The organism is Rouxiella silvae (genome assembly GCF_002093625.1).
Taxonomy (GTDB): domain Bacteria; phylum Pseudomonadota; class Gammaproteobacteria; order Enterobacterales; family Enterobacteriaceae; genus Rouxiella; species Rouxiella silvae.
This window is the reverse complement of sequence record NZ_MRWD01000017.1, coordinates 27369-47599: the sequence shown is the minus strand read 5'-3', so window position 1 is coordinate 47599 and position 20231 is coordinate 27369. Positions and strand designations below refer to the sequence as shown.

The following is a 20231-nucleotide window of genomic DNA, read 5'->3' as shown; positions in this document are numbered from 1 at the left end:
ATGATGATGGCCTATGGCATGTTCGTGTTTATGCTCAAGACTGCGCCTTACCAGTCACTGGAGCAGGACACATCCTGGCGGCACGTTAAAAATGATCGCATTGGAAAATCGGCCAGTTGGCAGTATATCGGCACGGGGGAAGACAACATTACGCTCACGGGTACGCTGTATCCCGAAGTGACCGGCGGTGACGTCTCGCTAAGCGTGTTGCGCACGATGGCTTACGGTGGGAAGCCGTGGCCCCTCGTTGAGGGTACGGGCACGATTTATGGCATGTTTGTGATTACCAATATCAGGGAGATCAGAACGGAGTTTATGAAGGACGGCAAAGCGCAGAAAATTGAATTTACCCTGAGTCTGAAAAAGGTTAGCGAAGACATTCGCGAGAAGCTGGCGGGCATTACCGCCGATGATATTCTTTCACTGATTTAACCTCCCTGGCACTCATAAAAGCGCTGCAGCATAGTCGATGATGACTTTGCGGCAGCGACCTTCGTTTACTTAATTGTGGACGGAAAATAAAGATCTAAAAATGACACTAGAGTGCTAAACCATACCAGTCCGCTCAGTGCCAGGAGCAGACTTTAAGTTGTCCAAGAAGGGGTCAGTTTGGATATAGAGAATTATTGTACGGTAAGCCTGTTTTTTGAACAGGCTTACCTATCGCAATGGGGTGTACTCCCGCGCTATACGCCGTTTAGCAGACTTTTGGGGGCAATGAGATAACCTAAATGCGATAACAGAAACGCAAGAACTTAAAAGCGATAGCTGATTAAGGGGTTTGAGGTCCAATGGGGCGAAAACCTACGCTAAGCGTCTATATATTCGATTAAGAGAAATCAATCACTTACTCATCCACATCGGTTAAAAAATGCTCCTAACGTACAATAATTTCCGATATCCAAACTAACCCCAAGAACACCGGCTGATGGCTGAGAAGACGAAAACTCAAATAGTGTGTGGAACTAAAACGGTTGTGCTTACAGATATTCATGATTTGTCTACAGATTCATAGCCGAATTCCGTGATCACGGCATTCACAAAGCTTCGTACTTTAGCAGTTAGTGATCGACCAGCGGGATAGAGTATATACATTGAACGCGTTTGCCCCTCATAGTCTGGCAATACCTGTATCAGGCTCCCCGTCTTTATAGCGTCAGAAAGCAAATATTCAGGGCCAAGGGTAATCCCTTTGCCTTGAATTGCCGCACCCAGTAGGGAAGGCCAATCATTGCTTCGTAAACGCCCCTTTATCTGTATGTTTTCGGTTTTACGATCGCGGGTGAATTGCCAGTGGCTAAATGTTGATGGTGCTCCGTACATATAAGCAAGGCACTCATGTTCGGTGAGATGTGCAGGGGTAGTGGGTATTCCATGAGTTTTCAGATAGGCTGGGGCGGCGCAAGCGATAATCCGATAGGGTTTCAGTGCGGCCGCAACAAGGTTGCTGTCTCCAACATCACCAATGCGTAACATCACCTCAAATCCCTCCTTGAGCGGATCAACGCGACGATCAGTGAGCACCAATTCGACTTGGACCTCCGGGTATTGCTCAAGATAACGAGTGACAAACGGTGCAAGCTTTGACGACCCAAAGGTGACTGGTGCACTAACGCGCAGCACTCCTTTAGGTTCCGTCCGCATATCTCGCACTAGGGCCTCTGCCGAGTCGGTCTCAGATAGGATAATTTTGCAGCGCTCGTAATAGCTACTTCCGACAGCGGTCAGACTCTGTCTACGGGTAGTGCGGTTCAGTAGCGATGTTCCAAGCCTATTTTCGAGGTAAGCCACGTGCTTGGCCACCATCTGAGGCGAAATATCCATCGCTGTGGCTACGGCAGCAAATGAGCCTAATTCGGCAGCTTTGGTGAACACTGCCATGCTGGTCAGCCTATCCATGATTGCCTACTAATTGTTGTTAGTGTCTTTTAATTATAGCCATTGATGGTTGTATTGTCATGAACCATACTTCTGAGCACGCAAGCTCCCGAACACATCATTTAGGCTTGTGAGAGTTAAGGCACTAACGAGTTCAGCGACAGCCAACTCTAGCCGCCCATGAACGTAATGAGCCGATTGATCGGATCGGGTTAAGCGTTCATCAGAACGTAACGGAGATTGAATTATGCAAGTTTACAAAATTAGAAAAAATGCTGATGCAGCCTATTTAAGCCTTGAAGAAGCCATTAAACCCGAGCCCGGTCCGGGTGAGGTACGTATTCGAGTTGTTGCCACTAGCCTAAACTATCGTGATTTACTCATGCTCGATAATGCCGTCGACTGGAACTTGATCAGTCGAGTGCCATTGTCAGATGGCGCTGGCGTAGTTGATGCTGTCGGCACAGGGGTTACTGAATGGCATGCAGGAGATCGTGTAGTTATGTCGTATTTCCGAGACTGGACATCGGGTCGGTTCCGTAGTGAGTACATGGGCTCGGCTTTGGGCGGACCAACTGCCGACGGCGTACTTGCTGAATATGTGGTCATGCCAAGCACAGCTCTAGTGGCAGTACCACCCCAACTCTCCTTGGACCAGGCAGCGACACTGCCCTGCGCCGCGGTCACTGCATGGCATGGATTGTTCGTGCGCGGCGGTTTACAAGCGGGCGATACTATACTTGTACAGGGGACGGGAGGCGTTGCCTTATTCGCGCTGCAGCTTGCAGTAGCTGCAGGGGCACGGGCAATTGTCTTGTCCTCGTCGGACTCAAAAATAGAGCGTGCACGAACCCTGGGTGCGTCTGATGGTATCAATTACCGAACCACACCAGAATGGCAGCACGCGGTGCGTGCCGCCACTAATGGAGAGGGCGTTTCCCATGTGCTGGAGCTGGGTGGGCCTGAAACCTATGCGCGATCGCTACAGTCGCTTGCTCCTACTGGCCACCTCATTCAGATCGGTGTATTGACAGGATTTGGTCCCAAACCCGATCTCTCCCTGCTGCAGCCTCTGAACGCAGATATTCATGGGATTGTCGTCGGTTCAACCGCACATTTACATGATGTGTCTGACTTCATCGCAGAGCGGAATCTACCGCCTGTCGTCGATAGCATCTTTAGATTTGACGAGGCCGCCTCGGCACTTGCTTATCTGCGAAGCGGAGCACATTTCGGAAAAATAGTGCTGCGCGTATCTCCCTAAGCGATCACAAGTTGCTAGGAATGTAGTGGATAGTTAAATTTGGCCACTTTAACAGATATGTTAGTTTCCGTGACCTGCTTCCCGTTGATTCACACAGAATGTTGTTAGCAATGTTCGCAGATCGCTCTCAGCAGACCTTCAGCGTCACGTGTTTGTCTGCTGTGTGCCAAAAGCGGACGTTGTTAAGCTCATACAGTATGAATTAACGAAGAACAGACGTTATATTTTGTCCTGATTGACACGGGAAGAAAGCTCCTGATGGCTCTCTTTTCGCTCGCTGTAACGATCCGCAAGATAACCGGTTTGTCCCTTAAGCAGCAGCGTGATTTTAAACAGCTCCTCGGCTACATCGACGATGCGGTCATACCATGACGAAGGTTTCATTCGTCCGTTTTCGTCGAACTCTTGCCATGCCTTGGCTACGCAGGACTGGTTGGGGATCGTAAACATCCGCATCCAGCGGCCCAGAATACGCATCTGGTTCACTGCATTGAATGACTGTGAACCGCCGCAGACCTGCATTACCGCAAGTGTTTTGCCCTGCGAAGGACGAACCGCGCCTTCACTTAATGGTATCCAGTCAATCTGCGCCTTCATAACTGCGCTCATAGCCCCGTGCCGTTCTGGAGAACTCCACACCATCCCGTCACACCATCTGACCAGACCGCGCAGCTCGGTGACTTTAGGATGCGTGTCCGGCGCATCATCCGGCAGGGGTAAACCGGAGGGGTTAAAGAGTTTTACCTCCGCGCCCATCGCCGTCAGCAGGCGACCAGCTTCTTCCGCGGCAAAGCGGCTATAGGAGCGCTCTCTTACTGAGCCATACAGGATCAGAATCCGTGGCGGCTCCTGCAGGTGCAGGCGTTCAGCGATGTGTTGGTCAAAGCATTCAGTATTCAGGGCAGGAAATTTTTCCATTTTTCTCCTCCGGAGAGAGCTGATGATTTTAATGTTAACACATATGAGTTAACATATGTATATTCTAAAGGGAACGGAGTGAAAAATGCTACAACCTGTTCAGCTTTTCAAAATCCTGTCGGATGAAACACGGCTCGCCATCGTCATGCTTCTCCGGGAGTCAGGAGAACTGTGCGTCTGCGATATCTGCGCGGCCATTTCCGAATCGCAACCCAAAATCTCACGACATATGGCTATCCTTCGCGAGGCTGGGCTGGTTCTGGACCGTCGTGAAGGCAAATGGATCCACTATCGTCTGTCACCCCACATACCGGCATGGGCAGCTGAGACAATCACGACGTCCTGGCAGTGTATGCGTGAGGATGTGCGTGAATGGCTGGATAAATCAGCCTGCATCTTCTGCTGAGAAAGAAAAACACATTTACATAATCATATGTAACGGAGTCTGATATGCTTTTGGCAGGGAGTATATTTTTACTGACGCTGGTACTGGTGATCTGGCAACCCAGAGGCCTGAGTATTGGCTGGAGCGCGAGTATGGGCAGCAACGTTCGGCACCGGCTTCCTGACCGCGTTCCTGTCGTCGGTGATGAACAATATGCCGACGGTGCTGATTGGCGCGCTGTCGATTGACGGGAGTACGACGACTGGCGTCGTCAAAGAGGCAATGATTTATGCCAACGTGATTGGCTGCGATTTAGGCCCGAAAATCACCCCGATTGGCAGTCTGGCAACCCTGCTTTGGCTGCATGTGCTTGCCCAGAGAAATATAACGATTACCTGGGGATATTACTTCCGTACCGGCATTATCATGACTCTGCCCGTGCTGTTTGTCACTCTGGCCGCGCTGGCGTTGCGGCTCTCCATCACTTTGTAATGAGATACAGATATGAGCAACATTACCATCTATCACAACCCTGCCTGCGGCACTTCACGCAACACGCTGGAGATGATCCGTAACAGCGGCAACGAACCGACGATAATTTATTATCTCGATACGCCACCGACCCGTGATGAGCTGATTAAACTTATTTCAGATATGGGAATTACGGTGCGTGCATTACTGCGTAAGAATGTTGAGCCTTATGAACACTTGGGTCTTGATGAAGAGAAATTTAGTGATGAGGAGTTGATTGATTTCATGCTTCAACATCCGATCCTGATTAATCGGCCGGTAGTCGTTACGCCGCTTGGCACTCGTCTTTGCCGCCCTTCAGAAATAGTGTTGGATATTCTACCGGAAGGTCAGAAAGGAGCGTTTACCAAAGAGGATGGAGAGAAGGTGATTGACGAAACGGGGAAGCGGGTTAAGTAATCTGCCCACTTCAAAATATCGGACGCCTGTTTACGCTATGCGGGCGTCCGCTCTTCGCTCATAGCAGCCGGACAATCATGCCTTTTCCCTGCCAAGACTTTTGTTTCAGCAAGCTTTTCTCAAGGCATCTTTGTTTACAACTAACTTGCTTTCCCACATCAATCAGGCACTTCGATACCAGCCCATTAATTTGATAAAGCTGTTAGTGATATCAATGCTACTGCCGTTACCGAGTGCGGACGTTTTGCCGCTGACCGGGTGGCCGTGCGGTGGGATAACTACCTGGTGCGCATGGTCCTCCGCCTCCTGAATCAATGCCTCGCTGTTCACGCTATAATCTGACGCCCAACTGCGTCGATTGGATTCGCCACCGTCCAGTGAGGTATTACTCGGCTGAAACTTGCCCGCATGGCCATGCTTTCCCCCAGGGGTCGTTTGCAAGGTGCCGAGGTCGGTGTCGGCGGCGGTTCCTGCAACGTCAATCTGCACATTCGGCAAATTATCTTTCGTGAGCTTGACGCTGTCCGCGCCGCCCGTGGTCATTGCGTCACTGCCGTCTTGTTTTCCTAGGCGAAGCGTTTTGTTTTCGCCCAGGTAAACCCAAGTTGACCACGGCCATTTAACGTTCGGGTCAATCTTTTGCTGAAATAATCGCACCGTACCGACGGGGTTATCGTCTTCCCACACCTCACGATTCGCGGTTTTTACCGCCTGTGCAATGGCTTCCTTTAAGCTCTCGGTCACTGTATCCGCCACGGCGTCGGTGTAGTCCTGTGCCGCATCCTTGGCTTTTTTCAGTTCGACGGCGGTGGCGACGATAACGGACGGGTCAGCAGACAGTTGAACGCTGGCCGCGTTGCTGACCGCCAGCCAAATGCGGATCACTTGGTAACGTCCGGCCCCTTCGGAAAGCAGCGGCTTGTAAGTTTCCGGCACGCTTGCAACCGCAAGGCACACGCCTGCGTTATCAAAAATCGCCGCTTCCCGGATAGTGAAGCCGCCGACCTGCGGAGGAATAATCAGCTCGGCCTGGACGATGTTTTTATTGTTGTCTGCCAGGGTGATGCTGTTGAGCTGGCCGCGATAGACTTCCTTTTTCAAGCCGACCGGCGCAGCGCCAATAACCGGCACGCTTCCGCCCCCGTCCCCCACAGCCATGAAGGCAAAGGCCGCCGGTGAACCGCTGACTACGGCCTGTGAAATGGCTTGCTCTCCGGCTGGCGTCAGCGCGGCGTTAAATCGTTTGTCACTCATGCTTACCTTCTTTTTTTATTCGCCCTGCCTAAGCCCGTAATTTATGCGTCACGTACACTCACTCGCTGGCCGATTCTGGCTCTGGCTCTGGCTCTGGCTCTGGCTCTGGCTCTGACGCAGCGACAAGTAATGCCGTTGAACGAGGTGCCATGACCGGCTGAACGATGACCACCGTTTCCTCTTGGATAAAGCCTGGGAATGAATCGCTCGCCAGTGCGGCCTTTTCAAAGAAATCCCACGGGGCCGATGCGCCGTCATAGCTAAAGCTCATCATAAAATCACTGACCGGCAGCATCCCAATGCTGTACGCCTCTTTTGAGGAGTACACCGCGATGGAGACCATTGCGGAATATTGGGTTTTGAACTCTACGGCCTTAACCACGACATAAGCCGCCGCAATCTCCTGGCCGTTAAACGTGTACTTTCCAATGAGTGCCATAATGACTCCTAAGTTTTCGGGGCGGTATATGGGATGACTGCCTTCTCGTTGTGAGCATAGGCAAAGTAGGTGTTGAGCTGGCGAATGAGAATGTTCGTGACGATGCTAATGCGGTTAATGGCTTCCGCATGATTCGCAATCATCGTCAGCACCTTTGCATCGCTGATGGTTGGGTCATTAAGTGGCAGGTCATTAATATTGACCAGGTCGATAGACCCCAGCGCTATCTCGCCCGCCTGCTCATGAACCTTGCTCGCAATGCCGTATAATTCACGGAGTATTGAGGGGTCATAAGTCCGCATGGATTTTTGCATCAGTGATGAGATAGAAAGCACCTCGCCCTGGTCACCCTCAACAATCACCGACACGTTATCTACTGGCTCGTAGGTGTTCTCTGAGTCGTATAAAACTCTCGGTTCGGCCATCAGTTTACCCTCACGATATTAATTAAAAAGTTGATACTCGGCTGCGCCTGCTGGCGAAGCTGGAGCGTAGCGCCTACCGGCGTTACCCCGTCGGCACCTATCATCTCTACCCAGCGGAATTTAAACGCGCGGTTAAGCATGGTGCGTTTTGTCACTATGACGTTACCTTCCCCCTTGAGCCAAATATCAAAGGATGCGCCGCAGCCCTGATAATTGGTGACGATTTCTACGCGGTATTTGCTGCCCTCGTCGACGGTCTTGTCCGTACCCAGGTCATGAACGGCCAGCGCGTCAAGATATTTGCTATCGCTACTCGCCACCGTCGCCAGTACCTCGCTGCCGGTGTACTTACGCTCCTTCATGTAAAACTTGCGGTCGAAGTTGACCCACTTGCTGCTCAGGTTGAAGAACGGGGCATCGGAATGCGCCAGATTATGCAGCGACATCACCTCACCCGAGTTACCGACCGCAAGGCCATTCGTGGAGCTTGAAATACGGTTAAACGAGTTATGGAATCGAATGTCATTGGTATGCAGCATGCTGCCGATAATTACCGACAGGTAACCGCAATCAATGGTCATGGCGGAGAAGGGCTGGCCGTCAAAGTCATGAAGGATGTCAAAGAAGTTCGTGCCCGAAGGATTGTCCGCGCAGACGCTGACGCCATCGATAACCAACTTTACGTCAGGCATCGTTGTGCAGGTCAGGACATCACCGGCTTTATAGCTGCTGCCAGTGCTCTCGCCGATGGAGACATTACGGCCTTCGGCCAGCACCACGTAAATGCGGCCCTGGTGGGTGTAACGGAACAGGAATTCTGACTGCGTGGTGCCATTGGTGATGCGCAGGCCTTTGATGTTGTCCATCGTCCCCAGATTGGTTTCTGCCGACAGGCGGCCTACCGAAAGCCAGCGCCCGTTAAAATCAAGGTCTCCCCGTATCTGCGCATAATGGCCTGATTTTTTCATCCAGATGCCGCCGTATCTGTTGGCAGCCATAAAGCAGATCTCAATCTTCCACCCTTCAACAATGGGCGAGGTGCCGGAGGTGGAGTTTTCCACGACCATGCCGATCCAGTTATTGACCCAGTAAAAGCCGGTGAACCGAATGGAGGCGTTGGGCCAAAGATGCTTACCCGAGGCGACGACCTTGATGCAATTCACCGCATAGCCAATATGAATATGCGACAGCGAGTAGCCAAAACCGAAGTTGGCGACCCCATCGGCGCGGTTGTTGCCGTCGATGTAATCGATATGAAGATTGATGTTGGCCATATTGGAGGCGTTGTCACCGATACGCACGGTGGGCGGGGCGTTCCACAATCCGATGTCTTCAACCTTGCCGTCTTTATCCTTCGGCGAGATAAAAGTATCCATGACCTTGAGCTGCATCAGCCGGACGTTCACCCCCTGCACACCGGCACCCGCAATTAATAACGTGTTGCTGATGTTGTAGGAATTGCAGCCCACTACGGTCGAAATCTTGTTGGCTATCGCAAAATCAATCGCATTCTGGATCGCCCCCGTATCGTCTCCCGTTTTTCCCGCGCCAAACAACTCAGGCGTTACATAGGTTAAAGCCTGGGCGGCGTTCCCGCCGGTGAAATGCCCCAGCAGGCTCAGGCCAGTATTTTGCGCCATTTGCGTTTTAAGCTGGCCGTCACCGATGGCGTAAAACTTCGGCAAATCGGTTGACGGCGTGCCCGTCAAAACATAAGGCATCGGGGTAGTGGGCAACGGCTTATAGACTACGCCCGCAACAACAACGACGCGGTTATAGTCCTTGATTTCCAGACCGGCGGCGTAAATACCCGCCACCTGATAGCCCGACGCCTGGACCATCGAATAATAAGCCAGTGCCTGCTGTTGAAGCGCGGCAGCGGCAGCCAGGCGCTGGGACTCATGCTGGATACGCCAGTCTGCGTCCTCCTGTTTGCGCTGTGTATCAGCAACGCGTTGCTGTGACTGCATTTGTAAGCGCCAGTCTGCATCTTCCTGCTGTATTTGCCGGTCATAGGCGGTTTTTCCAGCAAAGGAGGCAATGGCGAAGGCGGTGCCAGCAACATTGGAATAGTATTTAAACCCAATATCAGCGTTGACGCCCTGGCCGACGCGAAACGTTTGCCCTGGCTGCGTGGCGGCCAGACCGGCGCGCGTCCCGTCCGGGTCGGATGTCGTGGTGTAAAAGGTAAACTCCCGATAGTCGGGGATAGCTTGCAAGGACTGTTTTAAATACTGCGTGCGGTTCGCCAGCTGCGACGCCTGGATATTCACCGCCCCATCACGCCCACCCAATACGGCCTCGGCGCGCTGAATTTGGTGGATACGCTCATCCCACGACGCCATTTCTGTAATATTTGTCATTCCACTTTCTCCGAAAACGTGCAATTGCCGTCGTGATAGGCGATCCCGTCATAAAAAATACTGTCATCCGGCTGATAGCCAGGCGGGTAAACCGTGAGTATGTCGCCGTCAAAGAGTGCCGTGCCGATACTGACCACGCCCAAGACCTTCACCGCGATTGAAAGCTGGGCAATATGGCGGCTGACCGGTTTTGCATCCGCAATGAGTCGCTCCAGCTCGCTCACCATCTCGGCGGTAATGCCTATCTCGTTGACGTCAACCGTCAGGCGAAACGTGCCTGCGGGGTCGGCGACCTGCCACCATTCCTGAATGGTCATTGAGTAGCCGAGGCTTTCAATCACGCGGCGTATGGCCGCTACCGTGCCCTTGCGGCGGTGAATAAAGAACGCGTCTTTTACCGCCTGGCGCTTCTGCGCCGCCGTCCACTTTTCCTCCCAGCGGTCAACGGAAAAGGCCCACGCCAGATAGGGCAGGAAATTCACCGGACAAGTGTCCGGGTTCCACAGGTCGCGCAGCGGCACGGCCAGATTGCTGACGCCTGCGCACGCCTCGGCAGCGCGGCGCTCAAGCGGCGTTGCATTAGGCGGCAGCAGGCTATTCATCCGAGCCGCCTGACGTAATGGTGTAAGCGGTACAATTCGCCGCCTGGGTCTTATCCAGCACCACGTCGGCAGGCGGGGAGGTCAGCTCGACGTGCTGCACGCCCTGGGCAGTCAGCGCGGCATAAATCGCTGAATGGCGAATATCGCGCCCGAGGCGGCGCATCTCGTTGATGTAGGCGACCAGGCGCGCTTTTGCATCCGCTAAAATCGGCTCAATCGCTGGCCCTGGGTAAACGAAAACCTTCGCCTCAATCTGGTAATTCACAATCTGTGCTGACTGCACCGTGACGCGGTCGCCCACGGGGCGCATGTCTTCGTCATTGAGTACGGCACTGACCGTGGCTAACAGCTCAGGGGAGGCGGTGCCGTTACCCTCGCGTGACAGGATGGTTACCACCACCTCAGCCGGGGCGGGACTGGTTGCGGACGCATCGGCAACCTGGCCGCTGGCGCTCAGGGCATGGTATTCGTAAGCGCCCGTAGGTCCGGCTACGCTCATGCCTTCAAAGGCTGCCGGGATGCGCTGGCGCAAATCGGCGTCACTTTCCATCTCGGCGGCGACCGGCGGCACGGCATTAGCATCGGCGGGTGTGATGACCCGGCGCTGCACGTTATTGTTAGCGCCCAGTTGGTCAAGGTCATTGGCGCGGGCATAGGCCACCATGACCGCCTGTGCGGCTTCATTCACGCGCTGGCGTAAAAGCAGTTCACGATAGGCATTCTCCTGCAACAGCTTCACCAACGGCTCAGACTCAAGCGACAGCGTGCGCGCAATCACCTCCTGCTCCTCAACCGGATAGAGGGAAATAAGTCTTGCCTTGCGCTCGGCGAAAAGGGTCTCGTAGTCGAGCGTTTCCACCACGTCCGGCGCGGGCAGCTGGGATAAATCGATAACTGTGCTCATACGCCTCCCGTTAGCGTGATATCGGTCGTGACAGCGCGTAACGTGTCGCTGCGCTGTGAGGTGATTGCCATGGTGAGCGCGCCTTGTTCACTGCGTGCAAAGCTCACTGAAGAAGGCGTGATCCGCGGCTCCCATCGCCAAAGGGCGATCACTGCGGCGGATATCAGCCGCAGGCGCGTAACGTCATTGTCTGGCTCGTCAATCAGTGACGGTATGGCAGAGCCGTATTCCCTGCGCATAACACGGCTTCCCAGGGGCGTCATGAGAATGTCGGCAATCGACTGCCGCAGATGCGCTTCATCCTCGCAAGCTTTGCCGGTTGTGCTGTTCATGCCTTCCCAGTTACTGGTCATACCGGCCCTCCTGAAATGCTACCGCCTTGCTGAACTCCTTTATGTCCATGCGCATCGACAACGATGCCGTTCGAACTCATCGCGCCACCGCCCTGGATAACTTCGCCATTAATCACCACCTCGGGGGCATTGATGATCAGGCGCGCCAGTTCAAGGGTGAGCGTGCCGCTGGCCGACAGCAGCGCGCCTTTAATGCCTTCGCACCGGCGCATGCCGCTGGCTGGGTCATAGCTTTCCCTGGCACCGTCCGGGTACGTGGTGACGCGTGACGTCAGGCCCGAATCAGGAGGGGGCGCATCGCTGACGTACAGGCTGAACGCAATAAACGCGTTTTCCAGCTCCCCGCCAGGCGAAAGGATCACAACCTGTTCGCCCACAGAAGGTGCCCACCACGTCACGCCGTCGCCCGCGCGCTGTGCGCCCCAACGTATCCAGTCGGTTTCATTTGCACCCGTCTTTACCCGTGCAACGTATTTCACAGGGTCAATCTCGCTGACCGTGCCGACGCGGATCAGGTTCATCAGTAATCTGTACAGCTCGGCGATTGTCATTGCGTTGCGCCTTCTAATGCGCTGAATACCGCGTCAGCGATTGACTCAATGTCTTGCTCCGTCAGGCCCAGTAACTGCCTGGCGGGATACTTGGCGCTCGCACGGTGAGCGACCTGGTCAGTCAGGCCATACTGGTGAACGCGGGCAATCTTGGCCGCACTCCCTTTAAAGCCCACCACGACCGCATCCGGGTAAGCGTCAGCCCGCAGGAATCGCGCGGCGCGAAGCTTGCGAAACATCGGATCCTTTGACGTTTTTGCTGTTGTTTTCCTGGCTAAATCAATACTCAGATAGCGCTCAATGTCGGCGCGCAGAAAGGAGCGAATGCCGCCTTTTTCTTCATCAAAGCCGGTGATCATTCTGTCACCGTAGCGCCCCTTGCTGTGACGCCAGTTCCTTAAGCGTCTGACTTCACCGTCACGTATAAAGCTGATCCCGCCCTGGGTGCCCAGCGTCTTTTTCTTGCGGGCTTCAAAGGCCGTGCCGTCGGGGTTTTTCTGCTGGCCGATGCGCTTTTGCTGGCTACGGCGAAGGTCACCTGCGATACGGCGGGCCATGGCGCGGCGCGTGGTCGGTTTTGTCACCCCCACGACGTCACGCAAAAGGGCGTCAAGCTCATGAAATAAGGGGGTCTCAGACATTACGGCCCTCCGGCAGCGTTATTTCATCGCCGTCTGCGGCCTTGACCAATATTTCCGACCACTGACTGCCCGGCTCGTCTTCAAAATGCCTCGGCTGGTCGCGGTGCGTGACCGTCACCTTGCCGTCAGGGTCTTTAGTCACGATGACCAATTCGCTGGCCTTGATGACATACAAGATATCGGCGGTATCGTTATTCAGGATCTCCGCCTCGAAGCCAATCCCGTCTTCACGTTTTGCCGGGTTAAACAGCAGCTCCGGCTGATGGACATACGCCCAGGCGAGTATCGGGAGGGTGAGGTCATCAATATTGCCGGGGTAATCCATCGCCAACACGTTGAGGTCATACACGTAGGTGAACGACGGCGACGGCCTGCCGGTGGAAATCACCTGCGCCTTTTTGACGTAGACCTCTAATTGGTCGGGGTTTTCACGGAAAAATTGATTGTGGGCGACGATTTGCGCGCGCAGTAATTCAGCCTTTAACATGTTCCCCTCCCGTTTGGGTTCGCCGTTTTTCAAGAGTAACCACCGCCGCCTTGTCCTTGTTCGCACTGTCCAGCGCGTCGAGCAACGCATCGGCCCATATCACCGCTTCGCCGTAGGTCAGATGCTCACCGCTTAACGGCGGGTAGGGCACCGGCGTGGGTTGCAGGATTTCCGCCGGTAGTGCCAGGCACTGCGCGGGCACGGTCACGCGCTGCACGGTCGAGCAGGCGACGTTCAGCAGCAGCAGGCACAAACACGACAGCGCAGCGGTCACCCTGCAAATCATTGCGCAGCGCGGTGCGGCGCGTTTCACCTTCCTGCCTGTCACGTTCTTTTTCATCGGCTCGGCCTTGCGTTATGTCGTTGAATATTTTCAGCGTGTACTGCACGTTTTTAATCACGGCCTCGGTACTGTCAGCCCGCGCATTCGCCTGCCTGAGCGCCTCGTTTGCGTCAGCCGCGCGATGCCACAGAAACCCGCTGGTCAGCACGGCCAGCACGGCGATAACTGACAGCAGCAGCAGCGGCGACAGCCTGACCGGCATCATGTCACCGGCTCCAGACACATCACGCGTTCGGCTTCGCGGCGCTTAACCAGCCCTGGGAGCTTTCTTCCGCCGCCGTTCACAAAATCGGGCAGGCGGTTACACATGGCTGCCCAGCTACGGGCCTGTGCATGCTTCCAAATTGTGGTGCGCTGGCGCACGCCCCGGCTGTCGGTAAACCACATCAATCCAAGGCACCCCATGTTGAATGCCGCCGACGCCATGGCGTCGAACTGGTTCTGGTTCATCTCGTCGCCATGGAAATTTTTATTGATGCAGCGCTCGGCGCGTTGCAGGTCTTCCACCCACATCGCGGCGATTTCCGCATCACTGTAGAGATGCGACACACTGATGCCGGACGTCGAACCAATCCCCGCCGTCAGCACGTTGGCCGGGCAAAGGTAAGGGTCACGCCGACAGCCTTCCGCGTCGCCAATCAGCTCAAGCCCGCGCACGCTGGTGCGCACCTCTCCGGCGTACTTCACGCCCACAATGCTGATGATTGCCGCCACGAGGCAGGTCACCGCTTTTTTCTTTATGCTCATGGCGTTGACCGCCTCTTTTCAGTTCGTGCCATATCCTGCAAGGTGCACACCACGTCATTCATGTTGTGCTGCGTCGCCCTGGCTGCCAGATCTTCAAGAATGGCCGTGCGTTTTTCTTCTTCCTTCTCGACCCGCCGCTTATGGCTTTTGTTAAGGCGGTAAGTCAGCACGCCTAAAACAATCCCCGCCAGCATTGACCACTGCGCCAGTGACACGATCCCAATCGTGGTCAGAAACGCCGAAGGCAGGTAAGACAGAAAGGCCGTCAGGCGCTCCATGCTTAATCCCATAGCTGTACTATCTCCGCTTTGTTTTCCGTGTCGGCGGCAAGCTCAGGCAGGGTGATAACCTGACCGGCCATGAGTAACGGGCCGCCTTCGCAAAGCCCCGGATTGGCACTCAGCACGGCCTCTGTCACGCCCGCCGTTTTGCCGTAATGGCGATAACACACAAGGTCCAGCGTATCCCCCTGCAAGGCCATGACGTCCATCAGACCAGCTCCGCCAGTCCGCGACTGAGGTTCTGGATATCGCGTATTGCCCAGTTACCGTCCCGCCATAGCGTGTCAATCTGCGAGGTCAGCGCCTGGGCATGCTTCTCACCCTGTGCCGTGGTGTCAAAATCCCGATAGCCTTCGGTTAACAGCGCCTTGGCGATGGCGTACACGGCGCGGCGATAGCGAAAAACCAGTACCGTTGTGTCGTTAATCACCTCTGCGGGCACGTCTTCAAGGGCGGCGTAGCCTGCCTGATTGAATTTCCAGTCAGCCAGCTGCTTGTTTACGTAAACCACCGCCTCGGTGGCCGACTCATTGAGCCGGTCAGTCGTGACCAGGCCGTTAAGCCGCATCCTGAGACGCAGGTCAGCCAGGCGTATTTCGGGCCAAAAGGGGCCGCTGGTGACTTTTGCGCCGCCGTCGTTGACGTCATCGGCGTTCCCTTCGAGGGGATTAATTGCTGCTTTGGCTACCAGGCTCATCGTTCGCTCTCAACAGGTCGGGCGGTGGACGGCATGAAGTCATACAACGAGGTTGAACACTTCCGCCGTGCCGCCCTGGTGCGCGGGGGCACATTCTTTTACTCAGCAGCGGTTACCATTTTGTTGGCTGCTGGTTTTTTAGGTTTCGCCGTGGCGTTCTTTTTGGCCGTTGCCTGGCGTTTCGCTTTTGCCGGTACTGCCTTCGGCTCCGGTTTTTCCTCGGGCTTAATCTCCGATTCATCCGTTAGCGGGGTTTCTGTCTCGGCCTTTTTCAGCAGTCGCGTAAGCAGCTCAATGTCACGCTTGACGCCAATGTCGCTGAATTCAGCAATGGCTTTTTGCAGATACTCCAGGGCTTCTGGCTGGGTGGCTTCTGCCGTGCGCAGCGTGTAACCGATGGCTTTCCACAGCTTGGCGCGAACCGCTTCCGGGGCATCTTCATTGGCCGTCAGACCGTCGAGCGCCTTCAGTAAATCCACATTCACCGTCGCCACGTTGGGCGCGGCCTTAAAGGCGGCGAGCACGGGGTCACAAATTTCGTCCATCAGCGTCACGGCGGCGGTGCGGTTGAACTTGTCCGGCATCGAAAGTTTGTGGCGAATGACGTATTCCCCGATGCGCAAGGCCTCGGCGATGTTTCCGGCGTCAATATGCCAAAGCATGACGCGGGTCAGCACGTCGTCTGCCTGGCCGCTGTCGGCGGCTAACGTGCCATCAACCCAGCCCTGATAATCAGGCAGCAATTTTTGCTTTTCTTCGGCCTTGGCCTTGTTGGCCTGGATACCTTTCAGGCGGTTCTGGTCGATGCGCAGCCGGTGCAGGATTTGCTCATAGGCCGTCTGGTCAGCCAGCGTGCTGGCCCCGTTGCCACGGTTTTGCGCCATGACGTTTTCAAAGTGCTTTCTTGCCGGTGTCAGCATGATGTTTCCCCCAAAGGCCGGGGAAAACTCCCCCGGCATGGTGTTTATGATTTACTTGCCACCGGCTTAAGCGGCTGCCCAGGTGATGTTTTCAATCAGGCAGCCGAAGCCGTAATCTTCAATGACAAACGCATCGTTGGACGATTCGTAGGTCGTGACGCGGTTGAATTCCGGTTCTTCCTTTAGCATCCGGCGCTGTTTTTCTTCCTGCCAGTAAATGGACAGGTTAGAGAGCGAGGTGATGAACATCGCGTGGTCCGGGAAGAACGGCGCGATAAAGGTCGGCATATTGCCAATCTGCTTGCGGGACAAAATCAGCTGACCGGCCAGCGCTTCGCTGTTCGGGTTGTTCTCGCTGATGCCGTTAATCAGCGGGAACTCGCGGGAAGTGACGATATTGCGCCCGCAGACCACCACCAAATCCGGCGAGGACTTGTACCATTCATCCAGCAGCGAGCTGGTTGCGTCATAGGCCAACGCATCCAGACTGCCGTACATGCCCTTTGCAAGGATTTTGTTGGACTCGTCGCGACTGGTCAGCGTGACGTTTTTCATGACCCGCGCCGCCGCGTTGGTGCGATACTTTTGCAGCCAGCCGATATTGACGTCTTGCAACAGCGGGTTAGCGGTTAAATCCGACTTATCGGCACGGCGGGTGCCGTTAAAGCCAATCATGATGCGGTCAAGCGCGCGGCGTTTGATGATCTGATTAGTAATACGCTGCTGAAAGTCCGGGAACTTTGCCCACATATCCAACTGCGAATACGGAATGTAGGTGTCGTAGTTGGTCTGTTCGCAGCGGTATTTGTCATCGTCCAGGGTATGAATGGAGCGCGGTTCACGGCGATCGGTGTTGCCCGAATTTGCACTGGCAACCGGCCCGCTGATACCGAGGCCCAGCTTCTGACCTTCCTGCTCAGGCACGCCGACCACGTTGATCTTTTGCAAAAACTCGCTAGACAGCTGCACCTTGTCTTCCAGCGTTTGCGAAATGCTCGGCGCGATAGCAAAGTGTTTATCGACGTGCTGCGCAGATACGCCGTTAAGCTGCGCCTGGCGCTGGTTGTACAGGTCCCATTTCAGGCGGGTTTCGTTCTTCATGATGTCTTTCCTTACGCTCAAATTCGGTTAATGGCTTGCGGTTTTAGCAATCAGCCAGAAGAGACTGATCGGCACCGTTGGCACCGCCGTGTGACGGTGGACGCTGGTTAAAATTGCCGTCCTGCTTTTCCAGCTTTTCCGTCAGGGCGGCCAGGTCATCCGTGACTTTTTTCAGCGCCGAAGCGTCGGCAAACTTGCCTATTTGCTGACTGAAGGTGTCAAGACGGTCCAGCGTATCCGCCTGCGACTGTGCAACCACTTCGACCGCTTCGCGGATCTCAGAGGCTTCAGCCGAGAAGTGACGCTGACCCTTATTGAGTAGCTCTTTAATGCTGTTGAAAAATCCTTTTCCGCTTTTGACTTCTGGTTCGTCTGTTTCGAATTCCATTGCAACTTCTGCGGCTGCGGTGAAGAAACAGGAAGGATCGGTTTTACGATCAGCCAGCGGATTAACCTGGCTACTGGCGCAGAACTGAAGCATTTCGGTGCCCAGGCTTGCCGGTGAATCGGTAAACGCCAGGCCCATCAGGTACGCGACGCCGGTGTCGGCAAACTTCGGACTCACTTCGATGCTGCTATAAACTTTTTGGCGTGATTTGTTCAGCTCGACCAGCTCGTCGGTTGCGTCGATTTGCGCATACAGGCCCAGCTTTCCTTTTAATGGGCCATCGCTGGTGTCCTCTTCAGTCTTAAGCGCCAGCACATCGCCATACATGCGAAATACGCTGTCTGGAAAAAGGCTTCGTAGGTGTTCCAGATTGCAGCGCGCCCCATAAACCTGCGGGTTATAGCTTTTCGCCATTTGCTCAATGTGCTGGCGTTCCAGCGTTCGGCCGTCACATGTCGCTCCTTCTACTGCCACGCGGAAATATTTAGACTTTGGCATCGTTCAAACTCCGGTTAATTAGTGGTGTCTTCACCCTGTGCCCCTATAGTCAATCGCGCAGCAACTCCGCGCCACATATAGGAATTGTCAGCGGCCAGCGACAATCTCCGGTGATATTCCTGCCCCCGCGCACGCGATAGCCTGTACCCATGAAAACCACGACCGATCCCCGCATCGAAGCCAAAAGCCTTTACTGGCAGGCTTACAGCATCCCCCAAATCGCACAGCGGCTTAGGGTGAGTGCCAACACGATTTACTCCTGGCGACGTCGCGACGCCTGGGACGCTGCCACGTTCATTGAACGCGCGGTGGAGCGGACAGAGGTTCGCTATCTGCGGCTGATTGAAAAGGAGGACTTAAGCGCCCAAGACTACAAGACGATTGATTTACTCGGACGTCAGATGGCCCGGCTGTCGCGCGATGAGCGCAAAGAAAAGCAGCTTGAGAAAAAGGAGAAAGTACCTAAAAACCACTTCAGCGCGGAGCAGGTTGCCGAGCTGCGCGCCTTGGTGATGGAGTCGCTCTATGAACATCAAAAGCGCTGGTATAAGCAGAGGAACCTGCGCAACCGCTTCATTCTGAAATCGCGCCAGATTGGGGCCAGCTGGTACTTTGCACGCGAGGCGCTGCTCAGAGCACTGGAAACCGGCACGAACCAGATTTTCCTGTCGGCCTCCCGCGCCCAGGCGTTCCAGTTCAAGAAATTCATTATCTTTCTGGCGCGCAGTATTGGCGTGGAGCTAAAAGGCGGGGATGAAATTATTTTATCCAACGGGGCGACGCTGTATTTTCTCGGCACCTCAGCGGCCACCGCGCAATCTTATACCGGCGATCTCTATTTCGACGAGGCGTTCTGGGTCGCTAACTTCCTGAATCTGCGAAAAGTGGCGGCAGGCATGGCGACACACGTCGGCTTGCGGCGTACCTATTTTTCAACGCCGTCCAGCGAAGAGCATGAAGCCTATGAATTCTGGTCCGGGAACCTGTTTAACAGCGGGCGAGGGAAGAAGGAGAGGGCGGAATTAGACCTTAGCCATAAGGCCCTGAAGGACGGGAAGCTGTGCGGAGACAATATCTGGCGTCAAATTGTGACGGTGCATGACGTTATCGATCTCGGGTTCCCGATGATTGACCTGGAAGAAATTCAGAACGAAAACAGCCCGGATGAATTCGATAACCTGTATCGCTGCATCTTCGTGAAGCAGGGGGAAAGGGCATTTAACTATAACGCACTGATAGGCTGCGGCGTGGACGGTTACAGCGGCATCTGGCCTGACTGGAATCCTTACGCCCCGCGCCCGCTGGGCAACCGCAAGGTATGGATAGGCTACGACCCTAACGGTAACAGCGACAAGGGGGACAGCGCCGGTCTCGTCGTCCTGGCTCCGCCCATGGTGGCCGGTGGCAAGTTCCGCGTGATTGAGCGCCATCAGCTGCGCGGCATGGAGTTTGAAGAGCAGGCGAACTTCATCAAACAGCTGACCCATATTTATGACGTCCAGCATATCGATATAGACGGGACCGGCATTGGCGAGGCGGTGTATCAACTGGTCGTGAAGTTTTTCCCGGCGGCGCAAAAGCATACCTATACCCCGGCCGTTAAACGCCAGTTGGTACTGAAAGCACAAATGGTTATTCGTGCCGGACGCTTTGAATATGACGCGGGGATGATGGATGTCGTGACCAGCTTCATGACCATCAGAAAATTTATCACGCAGGGCGGCCAGACCTCCTATGCCTCTGACCGCAAGCGCGGCAGCAGTCACGGTGACCTGGCGTGGGCGACCATGCACGCCCTGCAAAATGAACCGCTGGGCAATGATGCCGGCAGCGGTAATGACAGTTTCGTTGAGGAGTTTTAA

At 54.7% G+C, this 20231-nt stretch carries 26 protein-coding genes and 2 pseudogenes; 7 read left to right on the top strand and 21 right to left on the bottom strand.

What is annotated here, in order from left to right:
* Complete coding sequence (locus BS639_RS09040; RefSeq protein ID WP_084982907.1) at positions 1–432, top strand: phage tail protein; 432 nt, start codon at positions 1–3, stop codon at positions 430–432.
* A 558-nt stretch (positions 433–990) separates the two neighbouring features.
* Here the strand turns inward: BS639_RS09040 and BS639_RS09035 are convergent.
* Entirely contained in the window at positions 991–1899 is a 909-nt protein-coding gene (locus BS639_RS09035; protein WP_084982906.1) for a LysR family transcriptional regulator, read from the bottom strand.
* Between the two features lie 226 nt (positions 1900–2125).
* Here BS639_RS09035 and BS639_RS09030 point away from each other — a divergent pair, with 226 nt between their 5' ends.
* On the top strand, positions 2126–3142 hold the full coding sequence (locus tag BS639_RS09030; RefSeq protein ID WP_084982905.1) for a zinc-dependent alcohol dehydrogenase family protein: 1017 nt from the start codon (positions 2126–2128) through the stop codon (positions 3140–3142).
* Between the two features lie 219 nt (positions 3143–3361).
* Here the strand turns inward: BS639_RS09030 and arsH are convergent, their stop codons facing one another.
* Positions 3362–4060: an arsenical resistance protein ArsH gene (gene arsH / locus BS639_RS09025; RefSeq protein WP_084982904.1), complete on the bottom strand. Its 699-nt coding sequence runs from the start codon at positions 4058–4060 to the stop codon at positions 3362–3364.
* Between the two features lie 85 nt (positions 4061–4145).
* Between arsH and BS639_RS09020 the strand changes: the two genes are divergently transcribed.
* The 4 genes and pseudogenes from BS639_RS09020 (at position 4146) to arsC (ending at position 5375) form a co-directional block, all read left to right on the top strand.
* Positions 4146–4466 (top strand): transcriptional regulator, encoded by a 321-nt coding sequence (locus tag BS639_RS09020; RefSeq protein WP_084982903.1) that lies wholly within the window; start codon positions 4146–4148, stop codon positions 4464–4466.
* Between the two features lie 44 nt (positions 4467–4510).
* Positions 4511–4564, top strand: a pseudogene (locus tag BS639_RS25110) (hypothetical protein); the annotation flags it as partial.
* Positions 4565–4577: 13 nt separating this feature from the next.
* Positions 4578–4937 (top strand): annotated as a pseudogene (locus BS639_RS09015) (ArsB/NhaD family transporter); the annotation flags it as partial.
* A gap of 12 nt (positions 4938–4949) precedes the next feature.
* A complete protein-coding gene (gene arsC / locus BS639_RS09010; RefSeq protein WP_084982902.1) occupies positions 4950–5375 on the top strand; it encodes a glutaredoxin-dependent arsenate reductase in 426 nt (141 codons plus the stop codon).
* A 162-nt stretch (positions 5376–5537) separates the two neighbouring features.
* On the opposite strand, the gene BS639_RS09005 is transcribed toward arsC, so the two are convergent.
* From BS639_RS09005 to BS639_RS08920, 19 genes are all read right to left on the bottom strand, one after another.
* Complete coding sequence (locus BS639_RS09005; RefSeq protein ID WP_084982901.1) at positions 5538–6629, bottom strand: phage tail protein; 1092 nt, start codon at positions 6627–6629, stop codon at positions 5538–5540.
* Between the two features lie 58 nt (positions 6630–6687).
* Positions 6688–7068 carry a hypothetical protein gene (locus BS639_RS09000; protein ID WP_084982900.1) on the bottom strand — a complete coding sequence of 127 codons (381 nt, stop codon included), beginning with the start codon at positions 7066–7068 and terminating at the stop codon, positions 6688–6690.
* A gap of 8 nt (positions 7069–7076) precedes the next feature.
* Positions 7077–7493: a hypothetical protein gene (locus BS639_RS08995; protein ID WP_084982899.1), complete on the bottom strand. Its 417-nt coding sequence runs from the start codon at positions 7491–7493 to the stop codon at positions 7077–7079.
* Positions 7493–9856, bottom strand: a complete 2364-nt coding sequence (locus BS639_RS08990; RefSeq protein WP_084982898.1) for a hypothetical protein — start codon at positions 9854–9856, stop codon at positions 7493–7495. Before BS639_RS08990 ends, BS639_RS08995 begins: the two co-directional genes overlap by 1 nt.
* Positions 9853–10458 carry a phage tail protein I gene (locus tag BS639_RS08985; protein ID WP_084982897.1) on the bottom strand — a complete coding sequence of 202 codons (606 nt, stop codon included), beginning with the start codon at positions 10456–10458 and terminating at the stop codon, positions 9853–9855. Before BS639_RS08985 ends, BS639_RS08990 begins: the two co-directional genes overlap by 4 nt.
* A complete protein-coding gene (locus tag BS639_RS08980) occupies positions 10451–11362 on the bottom strand; it encodes a baseplate assembly protein (protein WP_084982896.1) in 912 nt (303 codons plus the stop codon). Before BS639_RS08980 ends, BS639_RS08985 begins: the two co-directional genes overlap by 8 nt.
* Positions 11359–11715 (bottom strand): GPW/gp25 family protein, encoded by a 357-nt coding sequence (locus BS639_RS08975; RefSeq protein WP_233427647.1) that lies wholly within the window; start codon positions 11713–11715, stop codon positions 11359–11361. Before BS639_RS08975 ends, BS639_RS08980 begins: the two co-directional genes overlap by 4 nt.
* Positions 11712–12266 (bottom strand): phage baseplate assembly protein V, encoded by a 555-nt coding sequence (locus BS639_RS08970; protein ID WP_084982895.1) that lies wholly within the window; start codon positions 12264–12266, stop codon positions 11712–11714. Before BS639_RS08970 ends, BS639_RS08975 begins: the two co-directional genes overlap by 4 nt.
* Positions 12263–12907 carry a phage virion morphogenesis protein gene (locus tag BS639_RS08965; protein ID WP_084982894.1) on the bottom strand — a complete coding sequence of 215 codons (645 nt, stop codon included), beginning with the start codon at positions 12905–12907 and terminating at the stop codon, positions 12263–12265. Before BS639_RS08965 ends, BS639_RS08970 begins: the two co-directional genes overlap by 4 nt.
* Positions 12900–13394 (bottom strand): phage tail protein, encoded by a 495-nt coding sequence (locus BS639_RS08960; protein WP_084982893.1) that lies wholly within the window; start codon positions 13392–13394, stop codon positions 12900–12902. The genes BS639_RS08965 and BS639_RS08960 overlap by 8 nt, the downstream gene beginning before the upstream one ends.
* On the bottom strand, positions 13381–13596 hold the full coding sequence (gene lysC, locus BS639_RS24900) for an Rz1-like lysis system protein LysC (protein WP_456153886.1): 216 nt from the start codon (positions 13594–13596) through the stop codon (positions 13381–13383). The genes BS639_RS08960 and lysC overlap by 14 nt, the downstream gene beginning before the upstream one ends.
* Positions 13520–13942, bottom strand: coding sequence for a hypothetical protein (locus tag BS639_RS08955; protein WP_084982892.1), 423 nt, complete (start codon positions 13940–13942; stop codon positions 13520–13522). The genes lysC and BS639_RS08955 overlap by 77 nt, the downstream gene beginning before the upstream one ends.
* The gene (locus tag BS639_RS08950) at positions 13939–14478 is read right to left on the bottom strand and encodes a lysozyme (protein ID WP_407690306.1); all 540 of its coding nucleotides are present in this window, start codon (positions 14476–14478) and stop codon (positions 13939–13941) included. The genes BS639_RS08955 and BS639_RS08950 overlap by 4 nt, the downstream gene beginning before the upstream one ends.
* A 2-nt stretch (positions 14479–14480) precedes the next feature.
* Complete coding sequence (locus tag BS639_RS08945) at positions 14481–14774, bottom strand: HP1 family phage holin (RefSeq protein ID WP_084982890.1); 294 nt, start codon at positions 14772–14774, stop codon at positions 14481–14483.
* Positions 14765–14974 carry a tail protein X gene (locus tag BS639_RS08940; protein ID WP_084982889.1) on the bottom strand — a complete coding sequence of 70 codons (210 nt, stop codon included), beginning with the start codon at positions 14972–14974 and terminating at the stop codon, positions 14765–14767. The genes BS639_RS08945 and BS639_RS08940 overlap by 10 nt, the downstream gene beginning before the upstream one ends.
* Positions 14974–15462, bottom strand: a complete 489-nt coding sequence (locus tag BS639_RS08935) for a head completion/stabilization protein (protein ID WP_084982888.1) — start codon at positions 15460–15462, stop codon at positions 14974–14976. The genes BS639_RS08940 and BS639_RS08935 overlap by 1 nt, the downstream gene beginning before the upstream one ends.
* Positions 15463–15560: 98 nt before the next feature.
* Positions 15561–16382, bottom strand: coding sequence for a phage terminase small subunit (gene gpM / locus BS639_RS08930; RefSeq protein WP_084982887.1), 822 nt, complete (start codon positions 16380–16382; stop codon positions 15561–15563).
* A gap of 66 nt (positions 16383–16448) precedes the next feature.
* On the bottom strand, positions 16449–17483 hold the full coding sequence (locus tag BS639_RS08925) for a phage major capsid protein, P2 family (RefSeq protein WP_084982886.1): 1035 nt from the start codon (positions 17481–17483) through the stop codon (positions 16449–16451).
* Positions 17484–17526: 43 nt separating this feature from the next.
* Complete coding sequence (locus BS639_RS08920) at positions 17527–18369, bottom strand: GPO family capsid scaffolding protein (RefSeq protein WP_084982885.1); 843 nt, start codon at positions 18367–18369, stop codon at positions 17527–17529.
* A 149-nt stretch (positions 18370–18518) separates the two neighbouring features.
* Between BS639_RS08920 and BS639_RS08915 the strand changes: the two genes are divergently transcribed.
* The gene (locus BS639_RS08915; RefSeq protein WP_084982884.1) at positions 18519–20231 is read left to right on the top strand and encodes a terminase large subunit domain-containing protein; all 1713 of its coding nucleotides are present in this window, start codon (positions 18519–18521) and stop codon (positions 20229–20231) included.

Excerpts from the sequence above, each read along its gene's own strand:
- BS639_RS09040 (WP_084982907.1), top strand. The coding sequence starts at position 1 with ATGATGATGGCCTATGGCATGTTCGTGTTTATGCTCAAGACTGCGCCT.
- BS639_RS09035 (WP_084982906.1), bottom strand. The coding sequence starts at position 1,899 with ATGGATAGGCTGACCAGCATGGCAGTGTTCACCAAAGCTGCCGAATTA.
- BS639_RS09030 (WP_084982905.1), top strand. The coding sequence starts at position 2,126 with ATGCAAGTTTACAAAATTAGAAAAAATGCTGATGCAGCCTATTTAAGC.
- arsH (WP_084982904.1), bottom strand. The coding sequence starts at position 4,060 with ATGGAAAAATTTCCTGCCCTGAATACTGAATGCTTTGACCAACACATC.
- BS639_RS09020 (WP_084982903.1), top strand. The coding sequence starts at position 4,146 with ATGCTACAACCTGTTCAGCTTTTCAAAATCCTGTCGGATGAAACACGG.
- arsC (WP_084982902.1), top strand. The coding sequence starts at position 4,950 with ATGAGCAACATTACCATCTATCACAACCCTGCCTGCGGCACTTCACGC.
- BS639_RS09005 (WP_084982901.1), bottom strand. The coding sequence starts at position 6,629 with ATGAGTGACAAACGATTTAACGCCGCGCTGACGCCAGCCGGAGAGCAA.
- BS639_RS09000 (WP_084982900.1), bottom strand. The coding sequence starts at position 7,068 with ATGGCACTCATTGGAAAGTACACGTTTAACGGCCAGGAGATTGCGGCG.
- BS639_RS08995 (WP_084982899.1), bottom strand. The coding sequence starts at position 7,493 with ATGGCCGAACCGAGAGTTTTATACGACTCAGAGAACACCTACGAGCCA.
- BS639_RS08990 (WP_084982898.1), bottom strand. The coding sequence starts at position 9,856 with ATGACAAATATTACAGAAATGGCGTCGTGGGATGAGCGTATCCACCAA.
- BS639_RS08985 (WP_084982897.1), bottom strand. The coding sequence starts at position 10,458 with ATGAATAGCCTGCTGCCGCCTAATGCAACGCCGCTTGAGCGCCGCGCT.
- BS639_RS08980 (WP_084982896.1), bottom strand. The coding sequence starts at position 11,362 with ATGAGCACAGTTATCGATTTATCCCAGCTGCCCGCGCCGGACGTGGTG.
- BS639_RS08975 (WP_233427647.1), bottom strand. The coding sequence starts at position 11,715 with ATGACCAGTAACTGGGAAGGCATGAACAGCACAACCGGCAAAGCTTGC.
- BS639_RS08970 (WP_084982895.1), bottom strand. The coding sequence starts at position 12,266 with ATGACAATCGCCGAGCTGTACAGATTACTGATGAACCTGATCCGCGTC.
- BS639_RS08965 (WP_084982894.1), bottom strand. The coding sequence starts at position 12,907 with ATGTCTGAGACCCCCTTATTTCATGAGCTTGACGCCCTTTTGCGTGAC.
- BS639_RS08960 (WP_084982893.1), bottom strand. The coding sequence starts at position 13,394 with ATGTTAAAGGCTGAATTACTGCGCGCGCAAATCGTCGCCCACAATCAA.
- BS639_RS08955 (WP_084982892.1), bottom strand. The coding sequence starts at position 13,942 with ATGATGCCGGTCAGGCTGTCGCCGCTGCTGCTGCTGTCAGTTATCGCC.
- BS639_RS08945 (WP_084982890.1), bottom strand. The coding sequence starts at position 14,774 with ATGGGATTAAGCATGGAGCGCCTGACGGCCTTTCTGTCTTACCTGCCT.
- BS639_RS08940 (WP_084982889.1), bottom strand. The coding sequence starts at position 14,974 with ATGGACGTCATGGCCTTGCAGGGGGATACGCTGGACCTTGTGTGTTAT.
- BS639_RS08935 (WP_084982888.1), bottom strand. The coding sequence starts at position 15,462 with ATGAGCCTGGTAGCCAAAGCAGCAATTAATCCCCTCGAAGGGAACGCC.
- gpM (WP_084982887.1), bottom strand. The coding sequence starts at position 16,382 with ATGCTGACACCGGCAAGAAAGCACTTTGAAAACGTCATGGCGCAAAAC.
- BS639_RS08925 (WP_084982886.1), bottom strand. The coding sequence starts at position 17,483 with ATGAAGAACGAAACCCGCCTGAAATGGGACCTGTACAACCAGCGCCAG.
- BS639_RS08920 (WP_084982885.1), bottom strand. The coding sequence starts at position 18,369 with ATGCCAAAGTCTAAATATTTCCGCGTGGCAGTAGAAGGAGCGACATGT.
- BS639_RS08915 (WP_084982884.1), top strand. The coding sequence starts at position 18,519 with ATGAAAACCACGACCGATCCCCGCATCGAAGCCAAAAGCCTTTACTGG.